This window comes from Amycolatopsis sp. NPDC104863 (genome assembly GCF_055582965.1).
In genome coordinates this window covers 726,669-745,277 of record NZ_JBVJOW010000002.1, presented here as the reverse complement: position 1 = coordinate 745,277, position 18,609 = coordinate 726,669, and the positions used below count along the sequence as shown (strand labels likewise).

The following is an 18,609-nucleotide window of genomic DNA, read 5'->3' as shown; positions in this document are numbered from 1 at the left end:
ACGACTCGCGTACTTGGGCGGACGACACGTCTACCTGGGTGGGCGACTCGCGTGATTGAAAGGTCGACTCGCGTGATTTGAGGGTCAACACGCGTGATTCAAGGGACGACACGCGTGCCTGGGTGGACGACTCGCGTACTTGGGCGGACGACACGCGTACCTGGGTGGACGACACGGGGGTGTCTGGGTCAGCGGCGGCGGTAAGCCATTCCTGCCGCCACGGCACCGGCCAGCGCCCCGGCGCCGAGCACCGAAGGCACCCCGATCTTCGCCGCCTTACGACCAGTCCGGAAGTCGCGGATTTCCCAACCCCGCGCCCGGGCCACATCCCGCAGCCCACCGTCCGGGTTCACGGCCACCGCCGTCCCCACCGCCGACAGCATCGGGATGTCGTTCGCCGAGTCCGAATACGCCGTGCAGCGCTTGAGGTTCAACCCCTCCCGGGACGCCAGCGCGCGCACTGCGTGGGCCTTCGCCCGGCCGTGCAGGAGGTCGCCCACCAGGCGGCCCGTGTACACGCCGTCGCGGGTCTCGGCCACCGTGCCCAATGCCCCCGTCAGGCCGAGACGGCGGGAGATGATCGCCGCCAGCTCGATCGGGGTTGCCGTCACCAGCCAGACCCGCTGGCCCGCGTCGAGGTGCATCTGGGCCAGGGCCCGGGTGCCGGACCAGATCTTGTCGGCCATCAGCTCGTCGTAGATCTCTTCGCTGATCGACGTCAGCTCGGCCACCGTGCGGCCGGCCACAAAGGACAGTGCGCGCTCGCGGTGGGTCTTGATGTCTTCCTTGTTCTCGCGCCCGCCCAGGCGGAACTTGATCTGGCCCCAGACGAACCCGGCCAGGTCGGACGACGTGAAGAACTTGCGCGCCGCCAGGCCGCGGGCGAAGTAGAAGATCGACGCGCCCATCATCATCGTGTTGTCGACGTCGAAGAACGCCGCCGCGGTGAGGTCCGGCGGTGCGGGCGGGACGGGCGGCTCGGCGGCTTCGGAGACCACGCGGGCGTGGGCGGCCTCGGCCGACGCCTCGCCCGCGAGCGTGGCGAGCCGTTCGAGCTCCTGACTCTTATCCCTGCCACGCCAAGCTGACACGCACACCGCCTCCACGTCTGCCCACGTCCTGGCGACGTCCCTGCGAACGTCCGGGTCCTTCGCACAGCGTAGCGAGCCGCCCACCGCGCCGTCGCAGGTGTGGCCCGGACCTCAGCCGATCACGATCGGCGGCAGACCCGGGATGAGCGGCGGGATGGAAACCAGGGGCGGCGGCTTCGAGGTCGACGTCACCGGCGGCCGCGGGGTGGTCGTCGGAACCTCGCCGTACACCGGCGGCGGGGTGACCCCGCCGGTCGGCTGCGGTGCGCCCGGGGTCGCCGTGGTGCCGGACGGCGGCAGCTCGGTGCCGGTCGGCGTCGGCTGCGTGCTCTCGGCCGCCGAAGGGGACGTCGGCGCCGAGGACGGCTCCCCGCCGGACGACGGCGCCGGCCGCTGCGTGCACTCGCCGGTCGCCGGCAGCAGGCCCAGGTCGTCCGACGAGCCGGTGGTGATCTGGTAGCAGCTCATCCGCGCGGCCAGCCCGCTCGTGCGCTCCTGGACCTTGCCGAGCAGGGTGCGGACGTCGCCGAACACCGTCGCCGCGTCCGCCGGGAGCGCCGGCTGTGCCGCGGCCAGCCGCGCCGCCTGGTTCCGGGCCCACAGCCGGACGTCGGCGAGCTCCTGCGCACTTCCGTCGCTGGTCGCGACGGCGGCCGTCTGGGCGACGCCGGCGCGCAGGTCGGCGGCGAAGTCGTCGTACGCGGTCCGGTAGTCGGCCTCGCTCGCGCCTTCGGTCGCCAGCTGCGACAGCTCGGTGATCCGGTTGGTGGCGAACTCGAGGTGCTTCTTGGCCTTGGCCTGGTCGCCGAAGGTCAGGCCCAGCGTCGTCGACTCCCCGGCGCGCTTGACGTCGTAGAGCGGGGAGCCGGGCAGCGCGTTGCGCGAGAGCACGAGCGTCAGCCCGGACAGCACCAGGAAGAGGAAGAGCGCGGCGGCCACCAGGTCGGCGGTCCGCGGCCGCCACCTCCGACGCGGGGTGGCCGCCGCCGTCTCCAGGCGGCCCGCGATCTCCGCGCGGATCCGCTGCCGGGTCTCCAGGTCCGGGGCCCCGGCCGCACCGAGCTCGCGCAGCGCGCCGACGAGCGCCAGTTCGTCGGCGAACTCGCCGTCCCGGCGTACCGGGGACGGCTCCAAAGCACGCGCGAACCGGTCGATCTCGGCTCGCTCACGCGCAAACCTCACTGCGCCAGCTCCATCTCGGGCCCGTGGCCGGTCCTGACACCGGTCTGCGAGGAGTAACGATCCAGAAGCCGTCAGGGTTACCGGATTCGGTCAAGAGCTCGAAAAGTTGCGGGGTTCAGCGCAATCCGGTGGGCAGAAGTTGTGCCAGACGGCGTACCGCGCGGTGCTGCAACGCCTTGATCGCGCCCTCGTTGCGGTTCATGATCTGGGCCGTCTCGGCCACGGACAGTCCTTGCAGGAACCGCAGGATGATGCATTCCCGCTGGTCATCGCCCAGTTCCGCGACGCAGCGCAGCAGCTCGGTGCGGGTCGCGCGGCTGATGGCCTCCTGCTCGGGGCCCGCCTGCGCGGTCGCGCCGACCGAAAACGGCGCCGAACCGGGTTCGGTCACCTCGTCGGTGACGACTTCGAGGCGGAACCGGCTCGACTTCACGTGGTCGAGCACGAGGTTGCGGGCGATGGTGACGAACCAGGCGCCGACGTCACGTCCCTGGTAGCTCACCGACGTGATCCGGCGCAGCGCGCGCAGGAACGTCTCGCTCGTGACGTCCTCGGCGAGGTCGCGGTCGCCCAGCCGGAAGAGCACGTAGCGGTAGACGACGTCGACGTAGCGGTCGTAGAGCCTGCCGAAAGCGGACGAATCGCCGTCCTGCGCGGCGCGGACCAGGTCCCAGGCCTCGGCCTTCGCCGCTTCGGCGCGCTCGTCGTCGGACGCCTGCCTGCTCAGCGGCACGGTCGACGACCGCCCGAAGACGCGCTCGGCGAACATGAAGACGGGCCCGCGGCCCACGGCGGTCGGCACGGTCATCGGCGGGCACCTCCGGCGGCGGCTCGGACCCGGTGGGTCACGGTACCCCCGGAACCCGGGCGAGCAGGGGCCTGCCGGCTCGCATGCCCCACGGCCTCGTGGGCAGGCAAGTTCGTCACGGCGACTCCCTCTCTCCGGTCGCGGTGGTGATCAACACCACCCCGCGACGCAGTGCAGCATACGTGTAGTTACCGCGAAGTAGGTAGTGGCTCCGGGGTTGCGAAGAGGGGACACTCGCGGCCTGCGCCCATGACGTCGCTCCGAATGACAGACTTGCAACGGTTTGGCCGGGCGACGAGAGGTGGACCGCGGGTGAGTGCCCCAGAGGAGACGCAGTCGGGGGTCGGCGGGTTGCTCACGCGGGCCGCGGCGACCTGGCCGGACCACCCGGCCGTGCACGAGACCGGAGACGGCCGGAAGCTGACCTACCGTGAGCTCGCGGTGGTCGTGGAAGCCCAGGCCAAGACACTTGTGGGTGCAGGTGTCACACCTGGCGACCGGGTCGCGCTGCGGCTGCCGACGTCGGTCGACTTCGTGGTCGCGTTCTTCGGCGCGCTGCGCGCCGGGGCGGTCGTCGTGCCGCTGTCGCCGCAGGCGCCGGGGCCCGAGCTCGACAGGCTGCTCGAGCACAGCGGCGCCAAGGTTGTCGTTCATCGCGACACGGATACGGCGCTGCCGGCCGGAGTGATCGGTCTCACTCCCGAAGCTGACCCGGATGGACCAGTCGAACCCGTCGATGCCGGCCGGGCGGGCGAAGACATCGCCGTCGTGTCGTACACCTCGGGCACCACCGGGCCGCCGCGCGGCGTGATGCTCTCGCACCGGGCGCTGCTGGCGAACCTCGAGCAGCTCAGCCACGTCGAAGGCGTCCTGACCCACGACGACCGCGTGCTGGTCACCATCCCGCTCTTCCACGTCTACGGCCTCGGGCCGGGCCTGCTGCAGGCCGTCTCCGTCGGCGCGACCGCGATCCTCTCGGAGCGCTTCGAGGCGCAGCGCACGCTGGCCGACTGCGCCGAGCACGGCGTCACCACGATCACCGGCGTCCCGACGATGTACGGCGAGTTCGCCGCGCTCGGCGCCGAGGAGCTCGGCCGCGGGCTGGCCACCGTCCGGCGGATGACGTCGGGCGCCGCGCCGCTGCACCCGAAGGTGCTCGGCGCGCTCCGCGAGGCCACCGGCCTCGACGTCTACGAGGGCTACGGCCTCACCGAGTGCGCGCCGGTCGTGACGTCGACGCTGGTCACCGGCTACCCGAAGCCGGGTTCGGTCGGTCGCCCGCTGCCGGGCATCGAGCTGCGGCTGGTCGACAGCGACGGCACCGATCAGGCCGTGCCGCTCGACCCGGATGACGTCGACGACGTCTTCGAGGCCGAAGGCGAGACCGGGCTGGTCTCGATCCGCGGCGCGAACCTCTTCTCCGGCTACTGGCCCGACGGCGGCCACGGGCCCGACGACGAAGGCTGGTTCCGCACCGGCGACGTCGGCTACCTCGACGTCGACGGCGACCTGCACCTGGTCGACCGGGCCAACGACCTGATCATCGTCAACGGCTTCAACGTCTTCCCGAACGAGGTCGAGTCGGTCATCGCGCAGCTGCCCGAGGTGGCCGAGGCCGCGGTGGTCGGGGTCGTCGACGAGCGCAGCGGCGAGGCCGTGAAGGCGTTCGTGGTGCCGGTCGCCGGGGCGTCGCTGTCGGAGCAGCAGGTCGTCGACCAGTGCGCGGCCCACCTGGCCGGGTACAAGGTGCCGCACGCGGTCGAGTTCGCCGAGTCGCTGCCGCACTCGGCCACCGGCAAGCTGCGCCGCGTGCGGCTGCGGTAGTAAGGACGTCATGGCACAGGTAGTGACGGTGATGGGCCGGGCGGGCTGCCACCTCTGCGAGGTGGCGGAGGCGGACGTCGAGCGCATCTGCGGTGAGCTGGGTGTCGCGTGGACGGCCGAGGACGTCGACACGGACCCGGAGTGGCGCGCGGAGTACGGCGACCGCGTGCCGGTGATCCTGGTCGACGGCGCCGAGCACGGCTACTGGCGCGTCGAAGAGGACCGGCTGCGGAAGGCGCTCGCCTGAGCCGTAACACGTCCGTAAGCAGTGCCGGGCCACCCGAACGGCCTACCGCGCCGAAGATGGAGGCGTGAGCACTGTCCAGGACGCCCCCGCCCCGGCCGAGGCGCCGCGGCGGCTCTCGCTGCCCGTTTCGACCCTGATCGGGCTTCTCGCGCTCGCTGCCGCACTCGGTGTCGGGCACTTCGTCGCGGGCTTCGTCGGGTACACGGCTTCGCCGTTCATCGCGGTGGCGAACTACGTCATCGACCACAGCCCGACCGCGATCGTGAAGTGGGCCGAGCGGACGCTGGGCACCTGGGACAAGCCGATCCTCAAGGTCGGGCTCGGCGTGGTGCTGGTCCTGCTCGCAGTGCTGGCCGGCCAGCTCTCGCGCAAGACGCCGCGCGCGGGCCAGGTGCTCGTCTTCCTGCTCGGCGCCGCCGGGGTCGCCGCCGTGTTCGTGCGCACCGACCTCGGGCAGGTCTCCCTGCTGGCGCCGGTCGCCGCGCTGGTCGCCGGGCTGGTCGTGTTCACGATGCTGCACCGGCTCGCCCTGCCGCCCGACGTCATCCGCTACCGCGGCTTCGACCGCCGGAAGTTCCTGCGGGCCGGCGTCGGCGTCGCGGCGGGTTCGGGGCTCGCGGCGGTGGTCGGCGAGGTCGCCGGGACCAGCTCGAACGCCGAGGACTCGCGGGCCGCCGTCGGGCCGCTCGTGCCCGCGCGCACCGCGCCGCCGCTGCCCGCCGACGCCGACTTCGTGAAGCTCGGCTCACCGCCGTTCATCACGCCCAACGCGGACTTCTACCGCATCGACACCGCCCTGGTCGTGCCGCAGATCCGGACCGAGGACTGGAACCTCAAGATCCACGGGATGGTCGACAAGGAGGTGACGTTCTCCTACGCCGACATCCGCAACCGCCCGCTGGTCGAGCGCCGGGTGACGCTGACCTGCGTGTCCAACGAGGTCGGCGGGCCGCTGATCTCGAACGCGGCGTTCCTCGGCGTCGACCTCGTCGACCTGCTCGACGAAGCCGGCGTGCAGGCCGGCGCCGAGCAGATGTACGCGACGAGCGTCGACGGCTGGACGTGCGGCACCCCGGCGAACGTCGCGCTCGACCCGGCGCGCGGCGCGATGCTCGCGATCGGGATGAACGGCGAGCCGCTGCCGGTCGAGCACGGCTTCCCGGCGCGGATCGTCATCCCCGGCCTGTACGGCTACGTGTCCGCGACGAAGTGGGTCAAGGACCTCGAATTCACCAAGTGGGACGCACGGCAGTCGTACTGGCTCAACCGCGGCTGGGCCGAGCAGGCGCCGATCAAGACCGAGTCCCGGATCGACACCCCGGCCGGCTTCGCGAACGTCACCGCGGGCAAGGTCCGGCTGGCCGGCACGGCGTGGGCGCAGCACACCGGCATCGCGAAGGTCGAGGTCCGGCTCGACCAGGGCGCCTGGCGCGAAGCCACCCTTTCGGCCGAGGTCAGCAAGGACACCTGGCGCCTGTGGTGGATCGAGCTCGACGTGCCCGCGGGCACGCACCAGGCGTACGTCCGGGCCACCGACCAGGACGGCTACACCCAGACGGAGAACCGCGCCGACCCGGTGCCCGACGGCGCCACCGGCTGGCACTCCGTCTCCCTCGACGCGCACTGACGCCGGAAGTGCCTGGCGGACAAGGATTCTGACGCCGTGTCATGATCGGCGGGCCGTCCCGGTCGCCGGGAACCGCCTCCGACCAGTGACTTTGTGCGCGCGTTCACAAGTGGTCTACCGTAGGACCATCGCCCCTCGGGCGGTCCGGCATCGAACCGGACTCCGCGCCCTGGGTCAAGACACAGTTCGGCACGGCCGTGGCGATGGCCGCCGGGTGCACAGCGGGCAGGAGACGACGGCGTGGTGACACAGCGGGGGAGGCGCGACGCGGCGGACTCCCCGGGCCGGCCATCGCGGCGGTCACGCCGGCCGGACACGCCCGACGCCGACAACGCGCCGACGGCCGAGATGCCCGCCGTACCCGCCGACGGGAACGGCCGCAACGGGGATGCCCCCGAGGCCGTCCGGGCGAAGCAGATCCCCGAAGCCGCCGTCGCGCGCCTCGCCGTCTACCTCCGGGTGCTGTCCGGAATGTCGGAACAGGGCGCGACGACCGTTTCGAGCGAAGAGCTGTCGCAGGCCGCGGGCGTCAATTCCGCGAAATTGCGCAAAGACCTCTCGTACCTCGGCTCCTACGGCACCCGCGGCGTCGGCTACGAAGTCAGCGTCCTGGTCAGCCAGATCGAGCGCATCCTCGGCCTCACCCGGCAGCACAAGGTGGCCGTGGTCGGGATCGGAAACCTCGGTCACGCGCTGGCCAACTACGGCGGCTTCCCGGGGCGCGGCTTCCCGGTGGAAGCCCTGTTCGACCTGGACGCGGACCTGATCGGCGTGCCGGTCGGCGGCTTGCCGGTGTCGCACATGGACGACATCCCGCGGGTCTGCGCCGAGCGCGGCATCTCGATCGGCGTGATCGCCACCCCGCCCACCGCGGCGCAGTCGGTGTGTGACCGCCTGGTCGCGGGCGGTGTCCAGTGCATCCTCAACTTCGCCCCGGTCGTGTTGCAGGTTCCTGCTCACATCGAGGTCCGCAAAGTGGATTTGGCCGTCGAGCTGCAGATACTGTCATTTCACGTGGCCCGCAGGGCGGATGATGCCGCTGGGAACCAGGGCACTTCCGGATTACCCGGCGCGGGCCTGCCGTCCGACAATGGCAAAGGCGGGCGGAACGGGTCGGGTCCGGACGGCGGACGGGAAATGGTGGTGCGCTCATGAGCGTCTTGGCGGTCGGTCTCTCGCATCGGAGTGCGGAGCTGAGCACGCTGGAGCGCGTCGCGGTACCGGCGCCCGAGGTGGCCAAGGTGCTGCACGAGCTGCAGCAGGCCGAGCACGTCAGTGAGGTCATGCTCGTCTCGACGTGCAACCGCATCGAGGTGTACGCGGTCGTCGAGACCTTCCACGGCGGTCTCAACGACGTCTCCGAAGTGCTTTCCCGCCAGGCCGGGATGGAACCCGCCGAGCTCTACGACAGCCTGTACGTGCACTACGCCGGCGCGGCCGTCGAGCACCTGTTCTCCGTCACCTCCGGCCTGGACTCCATGGTCGTCGGCGAGACGCAGATCCTCGGGCAGGTCCGCTCCGCCTACGCCACCGCGCGCGAGGTCGGCACCGTCGGCCGCACGCTGCACGAGCTGATCCAGACCACGCTGCGCGTCGGCAAGCGCGTCCACAGCGAAACCGGGCTCGACCAGCTGGGCGCGTCGGTCGTCTCCGAGGCGCTCGCCGCGGCCGGGGACGTCACCGGCAAGCACGCCGTCATCGTCGGCGCCGGTTCGATGGGCGCCTTGAGCGCGTCGCAGCTGCGCAAGGCCGGGATCGGCGAGATCACCGTCGCCAACCGCACCGACGCCCGCGCGCGCCGCCTGGCCGCGAACAGCACCGAACACGGCGTGCCCACCCGCGCGATCCCGCTGTCCCAGGTCGCGGACGCGGTCCGCGAGGCCGACATCGTGATCTGCTGCACCGGCGCGCAGGACGCCGTCTTCGGTCCCGGGCAGGTGCTTCCCCGCGGCGGCCGTCCGCTCGTCGTGTGCGACCTCGGCCTGCCCCGCGACGTCGACCCCGAGGTCGGCGAGCTGGCCGGCGTCCGGGTCGTCGACCTGGCCACCATCCAGCGCCGGATGCGCGAGGCCGGCACCCCGACCACCGAGCGCCAGACGGCCAAGGCGACCGGGATCGTGCTCGACGAGGTGCGCGACTACCTCGCCGGGCAGCGCAGCGCCGAGGTCACCCCGACCGTGACGGCGCTGCGGCGGCGTGCGGCCGAGGTCGTCGACGCCGAGCTGCTGCGCCTGGACCACCGGCTGCCCGACCTCGAACCGGGCGTCCGGGAAGAGGTCGGCCGCACGGTCCGCCGGGTGGTCGACAAGCTGCTGCACGCGCCCACCGTGCGGGTGAAGCAGCTGGCCGCCGAGACGGCCGAAACCGACTACGCGAACGCGTTGCGCGAACTGTTCTGCCTCGACCCGCAGGCGCCCGCCGCGGTGGCGAGCCCGAAGCCCCCACCAGAGAAGAAGTAGCAGTGACCAGAGTCATTCGCATGGGCACCCGCGGCTCGAAGCTCGCGCTCGCCCAGACCGGGACCGTCGCCGACGCCCTGCGCGCCACCGGCGCCGAGGTCGAGATCGTCACCGTGACCACCCCCGGCGACAAGTCCTCCGCGCCGATTCCCACGATCGGGGTCGGCGTCTTCACGTCGGCGCTGCGGGAAGCGTTGCTGCGCAACGAGGTCGACGTCATCGTCCACTCGTACAAGGACCTGCCGACGGCGCCCGAGCCGGGCATTTCGCTGGCCGCCGTGCCGCCGCGCGAGGACCCGCGGGACGCGCTGATCGCGCGTGACGGGCTGACCTTGGGGGAGCTGCCGCCGGGCGCGACGGTGGGCACGGGCTCGCCGCGGCGCACCGCGCAGCTGCGCGCGCTGGGTCTCGGTTTGGAAATCGTGCCGATTCGCGGCAATATCGACACCCGCATGCGCAAGGTGACCGACGGCGAGCTGGATGCCGTGGTGCTCGCGCGTGCCGGACTGGCCAGGGTCGGACTGGCCGAGGTGATCACCGAGACCCTCGACCCGATCCAGATGCTGCCCGCGCCCGCACAGGGCGCGCTGGCGGTGGAGTGCCGGGCCGCCGACGTGGACCTCGAGCACCTGCTCGCGTCCACGTTGGACGACGAGGGCACGCGGGCCGCGGTGACGGCCGAGCGGGCCCTGCTGGCCGCGCTCGAGGCGGGGTGCAGCGCGCCGGTGGGCGCGCTCGCCGAGATCGTCGAAGATCTCGACGCCGAGGGCAAGGTCGTGGAACGGATCTCGCTGCGCGGCACCGCCGCGGCCGACGGCGAGGACGGCGCGGTGGACATGGTCCGGGCCATCGCGCTGGCTGACAAGCACCAGGCCGCCCAGCTGGGCAAGGACCTGGCCGCCGAGCTGCTGGACCTCGGTGCCGGAGCCCTCTCCGGCACCGCCGAGTAGCGCTTTTCGCGAAGCGCTTTTCCGCAAGACGTAGGAGACCTGCGTCCGTGCCATCCCGCACGGCCGCCGCAAGAGGAGAAACGCACAGATGACCCCCGCGCGAAAGACCACCGGGCGCGTAGCGTTCGTGGGCTCCGGGCCCGGCGACGCCGGCCTGCTCACGGTCCGTGCCCAGGAACTGCTCGCCAAGGCCGAGGTCGTGGTGACCGACCCCGACGTGCCGCAGGCCGTGCTGGCCATGGCGGCCGAGGGCGCCGAGGTCCGGCCCGCCGTCGGCGAGGCCACCGAGGTCGCCAAGGACCTCACGGCCGAGGCCAAGGCCGGCCGGCTGGTGCTGCGGCTGGTCGCGGGCGACCCGCTGACCACCCCGGCCGTGGTGGCCGAGGTCCAGGCGGTCGCGCGCACGAGCGCCGTGTTCGACGTCATCCCGGGCGTTTCCCCGGGCGCGGCCGTCCCGGCGTACGCGGGTGTCGCGCTCGGCGGCACGCACGTCGAGGTCGACGTCCGCGGCGACGTCGACTGGGCGGCGCTGGCGGCGTCCCCGGGCCCGCTGGTGCTGCACGCGACGTCGGCCCACCTGGCCGAAGCGGCGTCGGCGCTGACCGGCAACGGCGTCCCGGCGTCGACCCCGGTCGCGGTCACCGCGAACGGCACCATCAACACCCAGCGCACCCTCGACACCACGCTCGAGAAGGTCGCCAACGACGCGGGTGAGCTCGTCGGGCCGCTGATCGTCACGATCGGCCAGGCCGCCGGGCAGCGCTCGAAGCTGTCGTGGTGGGAGTCCCGCGCGCTGTACGGCTGGAAGGTCCTGGTGCCGCGCACCAAGGAGCAGGCCGGCGAGATGGCCGAGCGCCTGCGCGGCCACGGCGCGACGTCGCACGAGGTGCCCACGATTTCGGTCGAGCCGCCCCGCAGCCCGGCGCAGATGGAGCGTTCGGTCAAGGGCCTGGTCGACGGCCGCTACCAGTGGATCGTCTTCACCTCCACCAACGCGGTGCGCGCGGTGTGGGAGAAGTTCGAGGAGTTCGGGCTCGACGCTCGTGCGTTCTCCGGCGTGAAGATCGCCTGCGTCGGCGCCGCGACCGCCGAGAAGGTGCGCTCGTTCGGCATCATCCCGGAGCTGGTCCCCACGGGTGAGCAGTCGTCGGAAGGCCTGCTGGCCGAGTTCCCGCCGTACGACGACGTGCTCGACCCGGTCGACCGCGTCCTGCTGCCCCGGGCGGACATCGCCACCGAGACGCTGTCGGCCGGCCTGCGCGAGCGCGGCTGGGAGATCGACGACGTGACGGCGTACCGCACGGTGCGCGCCGCGCCGCCGCCCGCCGAGACCCGCGAGATGATCAAGACCGGCGGGTTCGACGCGGTCTGCTTCACCTCGTCCTCGACCGTGCGGAACCTGGTCGGCATCGCCGGCAAGCCGCACACCCGCACGCTGGTCGCGTGCATCGGCCCGAAGACCGCCGAGACCGCGGTGGAGTTCGGGTTGCGGGTCGACGTCCAGCCGGAGAAGGCGGATGTTCCGCACCTGGTGGACGCGCTGGCGGAGCACGCCGCGCGGCTTCGTGCGGAAGGTGCGCTGCCGCCGCCGCGGAAGGCCAAGCGGGCCCGTCGGTCCTGAGGTTCGTCGTTCGTGAAGGCCGTCTGGGGATTCCCCAGGCGGCCTTCACGGCTTTCGGGAGGTCGAATTGCGTGATCCACTGAGGCGGTGGTCGATCAAGGGGCTTCCGTGGGTGCCGTCGCGCGTCGGCTGCGTGCGGTTCTCGGGTCGCTTCCGTTCAGCGTTCTCGAACAAGCGAGTCAGGACGCCGACGACGCTCGTGCTCTCCTCGAGGAGGTTGCAAGCGGCTCAGCCGACCCTGATCTGCGACTCGCGGTCGATCTCCTGACGCCGGCTTTGGCATCGTTGAGTTCAGTCAGCGAGTGCGTCGCCGAGAGCAGGCGATCGATTCAGGCGTACCTCGATACGCTGGGGCCGGCAGCGCCTCAGCCGGCCTCTTCTGCAGTCGGCGGTCCGTCCCGCTCGTTCGCCGAGCGAGTGCGGGAAGCGCGTCGGCGGGTCGGCCGCCGCGACGACGGGGTGGTGCCCGCCAGGGGCGAATGGGTGCGCTCTGACGGTTGGACCGTCCGGATGACCAGCGGCCCGGGAGATGATCATTTCGTCGCCGCAAGGCGATTCATCGGGCGACATCTGCCGGGACCGGTGGCCAGGCCGGCCACGCATGTCGAGGTGAAAGTCGCCGTTCGACTCGCAGCGCCGGATCACCTGCGACAAGTTCCTGCCGGCATTGTTGCCGCCCGGGGCCGTCTTGCGGGTCGTGCAGCCGGACGGGACCATCCGGGAGTACGTGGGAGAGGAGCTCGAGTGACCATCACCGGTTCGGTGCCGATTCGCCGGCACCGGGAAGGCGGCGAGGCCTTCGTCCTGGAAACTGCCGAGGACGTGGATCGCCTGGTCGACCTGCTGAGCGAGTCGGACACAGATACCGCGACGCTGGAGGCCGAAGACGGCTCCGCGCTCGATGCGCACGTGCAAGGTGCGTCGGGCTATCTGCTCTACGCGGGTAACGATGAGTTCGGTTACAGCGTCGGCGACCCCGGCACGCCTGCGGTCGAGTCGGAAGTCGGCTTTCCGCCAGGCAGTGGTATCCCGCTCGACCAGTTCCGGACGGCGCTGCAGGAGTTTCTCGCCGACAGTTCGCAAGCGCCGCGGACTGTGCGCTGGCGCGACCCAGCAGATCTACCCTGAACCGCGAGCAGTCTTGCCGCCCATCGTGCGGAAAGGGCCGCTGAGCACCCCTTGCGGAACTCCCGCGATCACAACCGGAGTAACTTGGAGGGGTGTTCCCCGAGCATCGTCCCCGCAGGCTCCGCACCACCCCTGCCATGCGCCGGCTGGTGGGTGAGACGACGCTGCGGCCGCGCCAGCTGATCCTCCCCATGTTCGTCGCCGAGGGGCTCGACACGCCCAAGGCGATCTCGAGCATGCCGGGCGTCGTGCAGCACACCCGCGACACGCTGCGGAAAGCCGCCGTCGACGCGGTCAACGCCGGGGTCGGTGGGCTCATGCTCTTCGGCGTTCCCGAGCACCGGGACGCCGAGGGCTCCGGGGCCGTCGACGAGAACGGGATCCTCAACGTCGCCCTGCGCGACCTGCGGCACGAGCTCGGCGACGCCACCGTGCTGATGGCCGACACCTGCCTCGACGAGTTCACCGACCACGGCCACTGCGGTGTCCTGGACGCCGACGGCGCCGTGGACAACGACGCCACCCTGCGGATCTACGCCGAGATGGCCGTCGCGCAGGCCGAAGCCGGGGCGCACGTGCTCGGGCCGTCCGGGATGATGGACGGCCAGATCGGCGTCATCCGGCGGGCGCTCGACGAGGTCGGGCACAGCGACAAGGCCGTCCTCGCGTACGCCGCGAAGTACGCCAGCGCGTTCTACGGCCCCTTCCGCGAGGCCGTCGACTCGCAGCTCAAGGGTGACCGCAAGACCTACCAGCAGGACCCGGGCAACGCCCGCGAGGCGCTGCGCGAGATCGAGCTCGACCTCGCCGAGGGCGCGGACATGATCATGGTCAAGCCCGCGCTGTCCTATTTGGACGTCGTGAAGGCGGCCGCGGAGATCTCCCCGGTGCCGGTGGCCGCGTACAACATCTCCGGCGAGTACGCGATGGTCGAGGCCGCCGCGGCGAACGGCTGGCTGGAGCGCGAGCGCACGGTCCTCGAGGTCCTGACGTCGATCCGCCGGGCGGGCGCCGACATGATCCTCACCTACTGGGCCGCCGAAGCCGCCGCCTGGCTCGACTGACCGGCTATATTCACCCGCGTGGCGGACAAGAACACCGAAGACCTCAACGGTCTCACCGACGACGAACGGCGCAAGCGGGGCCTTTCGCCGGACCCGCTGATGCCCGGTCAGGCCGCGCCGGCGGTCCGGCCGCCCGGGCCCGTGCAGGCGTCGTTCTGGATCTGGCTGCTCGGCGGGGTGGTGCTGATCGGCGGGCAGGTGCTCACGCTGGCCCTCAAGCAGCAGCTGATCGACGAGCTGATCAAGCAGAACCGCGAGGCCGGGCGGCAGATCGACCCGAACTCGGTGGCGAGCGGCACGAACACCTTCGTCTGGCTGCTCTTCGTCGGGGCGGTCGTGTTCGCCCTGCTGGTCGGGCTCTTCGCCTACAAGGCCCGTGAAGGCACCCGCTCGGCCCGCACCGTGCTCACCTGGCTCGGGGTCGCCTGCGTGCTGTTCCAGTTCGCCCTCTTCAGCAACCTGCCGTCGGTCATGGCCACCCTGCTGTTCGTGATCGCGCTGATCCTGATGTACCTGCCGTCGGTGGCCCCCTACTTCCCGAAGGCCGGCAAGAAGCCGTGAGCGACCGGCTCTACGCCGAATCCGGCGTGAGCTGGGCCGCGATCGTCTGGGGCCCGGTGTTCGCCCTCGTCGGCGCACTGGCCGAGCTCGCCACCGGCGGGCCCGTGCACGTCGTGGGCTGGGTGCTGGTCGCCGCCGGGCTGTGCGCCATCACCGTGCCGTGGGTGTACGCGCGGCGCCGGTTCCTGTCGCTGGAGGTCACCACGCGGCAGCTGCGGCAGGGCCGCGAGAAGGTGCCGGCCGAGCAGCTCGCCGAGGTCACCGACGTCGGGGCGCCGGTCGGCGCGCGGGTGCTCGGCGGGGGCTGGGCGGTGCCGCGCAAGTACGACTCGCTGCCGGTCAAGCTCACCGACGGCACGGTCGTGCTGGCGTGGGCGAAGGACGTCGAGGCCCTCCAGGACGCGCTTGACCGGCTCGTCCGGGCGACGCCGCGCGAAGCATGAGAAAATCCCCGCTGTGATCGACCTTCCGCAGCCCACCGGCGCCGAGCTCTGGCCGCCGGAAGAACCCGGCCCCCGCGCGCGGCTGCACAAGCCGTGGCGGACGCTGGTCGCCGTCGTGGAGGTCGTGCTGGCCGTGCTGGCCGGCTGGGCCGCCTACGCGTGCTGGCACAGCGGCGTCGCCACCGTCGTCACCCGTACCGACGACGGCGCGGTGCTCGAGTCGCACCGGTACTTCGGCGGGCTGCTCGCCGCGGCCGTCGGGCTCGGCACCCTGGCCGCGATCCTGCTGGTCGACGCGGTGCGTCAGGTGCTGCTCGCGGTCCGTACGCGACACCCCTGATACACAGCCTCCGCACAGGGAACGAACAGCCAATCACTAAGCGGCGGTCCCAGAGTTGCCGCATGACGCGCGTGCGTGCCTCGAAGGCATGGGTGATCAACGGTGCTCTGGTCGTGCTGCTGGCCGGAGCGGGATTCGGGATATACCAGGCGTTCAGCCCCGAACCGAGCACGGCGCAGGCCCAGACGCGCAGCACCCCGGTGCGGCGCGCGACGGTCACGGAGACCATCTCCGCCGCCGGGACCCTCGCCAGCAGCTACACCGGCGCGGCGAACTTCGCGACGGCCGGCAAGGTCACCTCGATCGCCGTGAAGGTCGGTGACGTCGTCAGCGCCGGGCAGAAGCTCGCGACGGTCGACAGCACACAGGCGGCGAAGCAGCTTCAGGTCGCGAAGGCGAACCTCGCCGTCGCGCAGGACAGCCTCAACAGCGCCGAGGACGCCGAAGACACCCCGGCGACCGGGCAGAACAGCCAGAACAGCGCGCAGACCGCGGCGAACAGCGTCACCTCGGCGCAGGCGAAGCTGGACCAGGCGCAGCTGGACGTCCAGACCGCGCAGGAAGCACTGGACAACACCACGCTCTACGCCCCCGGCGCCGGCACGGTCACCGCGGTCAACGGCACGGTGGGGCAGCAGTCCTCCAGCGGCTCGTCGAGCAGCTCTCAGTCTTCGACGTCGTCGAGCGGGAGCGGCCAGGGCAGCGGGCAGGGCTCCTCGAACTCCAGCGCCGCTTCGTCGTCGAGCACCAGCAGCAGCGGGTTCATCACCATCACGAACATGACCGGCCTGGTCGTGGACACCTCGGTCGCCGAGATCGACGTCAGCAAGGTCAAGACGGGCCAGAAGGCCACGGTGACGCTCAACGCGCTGCCGGACAAGCCGGTCCAGGCGACCGTCTCGAGCATCAACCTGACCCCGACGACCAGCGGCAGCGTGGTGTCCTACGGCGCGCAGCTGGCGCTGACCGACCCGCCGGACGGGCTGCGGCCCGGCCAGTCCGCGAGCGTCGTGATCACCGTCGCGTCGGCCGAGAACGCGCTGAGCGTGCCGGCCGCGGCCGTGACCACCGCCGGCAACACCAACATCGTCACCGTGCAGGAGAACGGCCAGAACGTCACGCGACAGGTGCAGATCGGCATCCGCGGCGAGTCGACGGTCCAGATCACCTCCGGGCTCACCGAGGGCGAGAACGTCGTGCTGACCGCGACGGCCGCGACCGGCGGCACGGGCACCGGCCGGACCGGCACCGGGACCGGCGGCACCGGCGGGTTCCCCGGTGGCGGGACCGGCGGGTTCCCCGGCGGCGGCCAGCGCGGCACCGGCACGGGCGCCGGCGGCGGGTTCGGCGGCCGCGGATGAACCCGGTCATCGCGGTTTCCGAGCTGCGCAAGACCTACGGCGCCGGCGAGACGGCGGTGCACGCGCTGCGCGGGGTCGACCTCACGGTCTGGCCCGGCGAGTACGTCGCGATCATGGGCGCGTCCGGCTCGGGCAAGTCGACGCTGCTGAACATGCTGGGCTGCCTCGACGTCCCGACGTCCGGCCAGTACCTCTTGGACGGCTTCGGGGTCGGCAAGCTCAACGAACGGCAGCTGGCCCTGCTGCGCAACCGGAAGATCGGGTTCATCTTCCAGTCTTTCAACCTCGTGCCGCGCACCTCGGCGCTGTCCAATGTGGAGCTTCCCCTCGTCTACAGTGGACTCCGGCGGGCGGAACGGCGGCGCCGCGCGCTCGCCGCGCTCGAGATGGTCGGGCTGTCCGACCGGGCCAAGCACCTGCCCAGCGAGCTGTCCGGCGGCCAGATCCAGCGCGTCGCGGTGGCGCGGGCGCTGGTCACCGGCCCGGCGATGCTGCTCGCCGACGAGCCGACCGGCAACCTCGACCGCCGCAGCACCGAAGACGTCCTCGGGGTCTTCGACCGGCTCAACCGGCTCGGCCGCACCATCGTCGTCATCACCCACGAGGACGAAGTCGCCGCGCACGCGCACCGCGTGGTCCGGGTCGACGACGGCCTGATCGTGTCGGACGAAGTGACGCGCGCGGTCGGAGCGGTCTCGTGAACTTCTTCGAAGTCCTGCGCTTCGCCGTGCGCGGGCTCACCGCGAACAAGCTGCGCTCGTCGCTCACCACGCTCGGCATCACCATCGGCGTCGCGGCGGTGATCCTGCTCGTCGCGGTCGGCAACGGCGCGTCGGCGGCCATCGCGGCCAGCATCCAGGGCCTCGGCACCAACGTCGTCAACGTCTCCCCGGCGCGCGGCGGCGGGCAGGGCGCGTCGGCGCGGCCGCTGACCGTGCAGGACGCGCACGCGCTGGTCGACCCGGTCGGCGCGCCCGACGTCAAAGCCGCCTCACCGGTGGTGAACACGACGGCGACCGCGACCTACGGGCAGACGTCGTACGACATCTCGACGGTCGCGGGCACCGAGCCGGCGTACTTCACGACCACCAACCGCGAGCTTGCGCAGGGCCAGCTGTTCAGCAGCGAAGACGTGACGGCCGCGCGGAAGGTCGTCGTCCTCGGCCCGACGACCGCGGAGTCGATCTTCGGGAGCACCACCGGCGCGGTCGGCAAGAACGTGCTGCTCAACAGCATCCAGTTCACCGTGGTCGGGGTGCTGCAGGCCAAGGGCAGCACCGGGCTGCAGAACGCCGACGACGTCGCGATCGCGCCGATCTCGGCCGTGCAGAACTCCCTGGCCGGGTACGGCAGCCTCAGCCAGATCGCCGTGCAGGCCACGAGCGCGGACTCCGTCTCGCTGGCCCAGTCCGAGATCACCGCGATCCTCAACGCGCGCCACGGCATCCGGCTCGGCGGCACCGCCGACTACCAGATCCAGAACTCCGAGCAGCTGCTGGCGACCCGGACGTCGGCGACCGAGACGTTCACGGTGCTGCTGGCGGCGGTCGCGGCGATCTCACTGCTGGTCGGCGGGATCGGCGTCACGAACATCATGCTCGTCACGGTGACCGAGCGGATCCGCGAAATCGGCATCCGCAAGGCCATCGGCGCCCCGCGCGCGGCCATCCTCGGCCAGTTCCTCGCCGAAGCGACCATGCTCAGCCTGTTCGGCGGGCTGCTCGGCGTCGCGATCGGGCTGGTCGGCAGCCGGTTCACCATTTCCGGGATCCAGCCGGTCGTGGTGCCCTCGTCGATCCTGCTCGCCTTCGCGGTCTCCGCCCTGATCGGGCTGTTCTTCGGCAGCTTCCCGGCGAACCGGGCCGCCAAGCTGCGGCCCATCGACGCCCTGCGTCACGAATAA

General features: G+C 71.7%; 18 protein-coding genes. 15 read left to right on the top strand and 3 right to left on the bottom strand.

All coding sequences use genetic code 11. From position 1 onward, the window contains the following. Window positions 1-188: 188 nt before the first annotated feature. From ACZ63J_RS13050 to ACZ63J_RS13040, 3 genes are all read right to left on the bottom strand, one after another. On the bottom strand, window positions 189-1,091 hold the full coding sequence (locus ACZ63J_RS13050; protein WP_465403454.1) for an HAD family hydrolase: 903 nt from the start codon (window positions 1,089-1,091) through the stop codon (window positions 189-191). A 111-nt stretch (window positions 1,092-1,202) separates the two neighbouring features. Beyond that, window positions 1,203-2,273: a DUF5667 domain-containing protein gene (locus tag ACZ63J_RS13045; RefSeq protein ID WP_465403456.1), complete on the bottom strand. Its 1,071-nt coding sequence runs from the start codon at window positions 2,271-2,273 to the stop codon at window positions 1,203-1,205. Window positions 2,274-2,388: 115 nt separating this feature from the next. Further along, window positions 2,389-3,081: a sigma-70 family RNA polymerase sigma factor gene (locus tag ACZ63J_RS13040; RefSeq protein ID WP_465403457.1), complete on the bottom strand. Its 693-nt coding sequence runs from the start codon at window positions 3,079-3,081 to the stop codon at window positions 2,389-2,391. A gap of 312 nt (window positions 3,082-3,393) precedes the next feature. Between ACZ63J_RS13040 and ACZ63J_RS13035 the strand changes: the two genes are divergently transcribed. The 15 genes from ACZ63J_RS13035 to ACZ63J_RS12965 all read left to right on the top strand — a co-directional run bounded on the left by ACZ63J_RS13035 (window position 3,394) and on the right by ACZ63J_RS12965 (window position 18,609). Further along, window positions 3,394-4,905, top strand: coding sequence for an AMP-binding protein (locus ACZ63J_RS13035; protein ID WP_465403459.1), 1,512 nt, complete (start codon window positions 3,394-3,396; stop codon window positions 4,903-4,905). Window positions 4,906-4,915: 10 nt separating this feature from the next. Continuing rightward, on the top strand, window positions 4,916-5,152 hold the full coding sequence (locus tag ACZ63J_RS13030; protein WP_465308368.1) for a glutaredoxin family protein: 237 nt from the start codon (window positions 4,916-4,918) through the stop codon (window positions 5,150-5,152). Window positions 5,153-5,216: 64 nt separating this feature from the next. Continuing rightward, on the top strand, window positions 5,217-6,779 hold the full coding sequence (locus ACZ63J_RS13025) for a molybdopterin-dependent oxidoreductase (protein WP_465403461.1): 1,563 nt from the start codon (window positions 5,217-5,219) through the stop codon (window positions 6,777-6,779). 240 nt (window positions 6,780-7,019) lie between these two features. Next, window positions 7,020-7,934: a redox-sensing transcriptional repressor Rex gene (locus ACZ63J_RS13020; protein WP_465336083.1), complete on the top strand. Its 915-nt coding sequence runs from the start codon at window positions 7,020-7,022 to the stop codon at window positions 7,932-7,934. Then, window positions 7,931-9,238 carry a glutamyl-tRNA reductase gene (locus ACZ63J_RS13015; RefSeq protein WP_465403463.1) on the top strand — a complete coding sequence of 436 codons (1,308 nt, stop codon included), beginning with the start codon at window positions 7,931-7,933 and terminating at the stop codon, window positions 9,236-9,238. Before ACZ63J_RS13020 ends, ACZ63J_RS13015 begins: the two co-directional genes overlap by 4 nt. A 20-nt stretch (window positions 9,239-9,258) precedes the next feature. Then, the gene (gene hemC / locus ACZ63J_RS13010; protein WP_465336112.1) at window positions 9,259-10,188 is read left to right on the top strand and encodes a hydroxymethylbilane synthase; all 930 of its coding nucleotides are present in this window, start codon (window positions 9,259-9,261) and stop codon (window positions 10,186-10,188) included. A gap of 88 nt (window positions 10,189-10,276) precedes the next feature. Further along, window positions 10,277-11,809, top strand: coding sequence for a bifunctional uroporphyrinogen-III C-methyltransferase/uroporphyrinogen-III synthase (locus ACZ63J_RS13005; protein ID WP_465308375.1), 1,533 nt, complete (start codon window positions 10,277-10,279; stop codon window positions 11,807-11,809). A 744-nt stretch (window positions 11,810-12,553) separates the two neighbouring features. Further along, window positions 12,554-12,937, top strand: a complete 384-nt coding sequence (locus ACZ63J_RS13000; RefSeq protein ID WP_465403465.1) for an Imm1 family immunity protein — start codon at window positions 12,554-12,556, stop codon at window positions 12,935-12,937. 92 nt (window positions 12,938-13,029) lie between these two features. Continuing rightward, window positions 13,030-14,001 carry a porphobilinogen synthase gene (gene hemB / locus ACZ63J_RS12995; RefSeq protein ID WP_465336081.1) on the top strand — a complete coding sequence of 324 codons (972 nt, stop codon included), beginning with the start codon at window positions 13,030-13,032 and terminating at the stop codon, window positions 13,999-14,001. An 18-nt stretch (window positions 14,002-14,019) separates the two neighbouring features. Beyond that, complete coding sequence (locus ACZ63J_RS12990) at window positions 14,020-14,562, top strand: hypothetical protein (RefSeq protein WP_465308379.1); 543 nt, start codon at window positions 14,020-14,022, stop codon at window positions 14,560-14,562. After that, window positions 14,559-15,005 carry a hypothetical protein gene (locus tag ACZ63J_RS12985; RefSeq protein ID WP_465336080.1) on the top strand — a complete coding sequence of 149 codons (447 nt, stop codon included), beginning with the start codon at window positions 14,559-14,561 and terminating at the stop codon, window positions 15,003-15,005. The genes ACZ63J_RS12990 and ACZ63J_RS12985 overlap by 4 nt, the downstream gene beginning before the upstream one ends. 13 nt (window positions 15,006-15,018) lie before the next feature. Then, on the top strand, window positions 15,019-15,345 hold the full coding sequence (locus tag ACZ63J_RS12980) for a hypothetical protein (RefSeq protein WP_465403467.1): 327 nt from the start codon (window positions 15,019-15,021) through the stop codon (window positions 15,343-15,345). A gap of 62 nt (window positions 15,346-15,407) precedes the next feature. Next, complete coding sequence (locus ACZ63J_RS12975) at window positions 15,408-16,706, top strand: efflux RND transporter periplasmic adaptor subunit (RefSeq protein WP_465403469.1); 1,299 nt, start codon at window positions 15,408-15,410, stop codon at window positions 16,704-16,706. Next, a complete protein-coding gene (locus ACZ63J_RS12970; RefSeq protein ID WP_465336078.1) occupies window positions 16,703-17,407 on the top strand; it encodes an ABC transporter ATP-binding protein in 705 nt (234 codons plus the stop codon). The genes ACZ63J_RS12975 and ACZ63J_RS12970 overlap by 4 nt, the downstream gene beginning before the upstream one ends. Next, the gene (locus tag ACZ63J_RS12965) at window positions 17,404-18,609 is read left to right on the top strand and encodes an ABC transporter permease (protein ID WP_465308389.1); all 1,206 of its coding nucleotides are present in this window, start codon (window positions 17,404-17,406) and stop codon (window positions 18,607-18,609) included. Before ACZ63J_RS12970 ends, ACZ63J_RS12965 begins: the two co-directional genes overlap by 4 nt.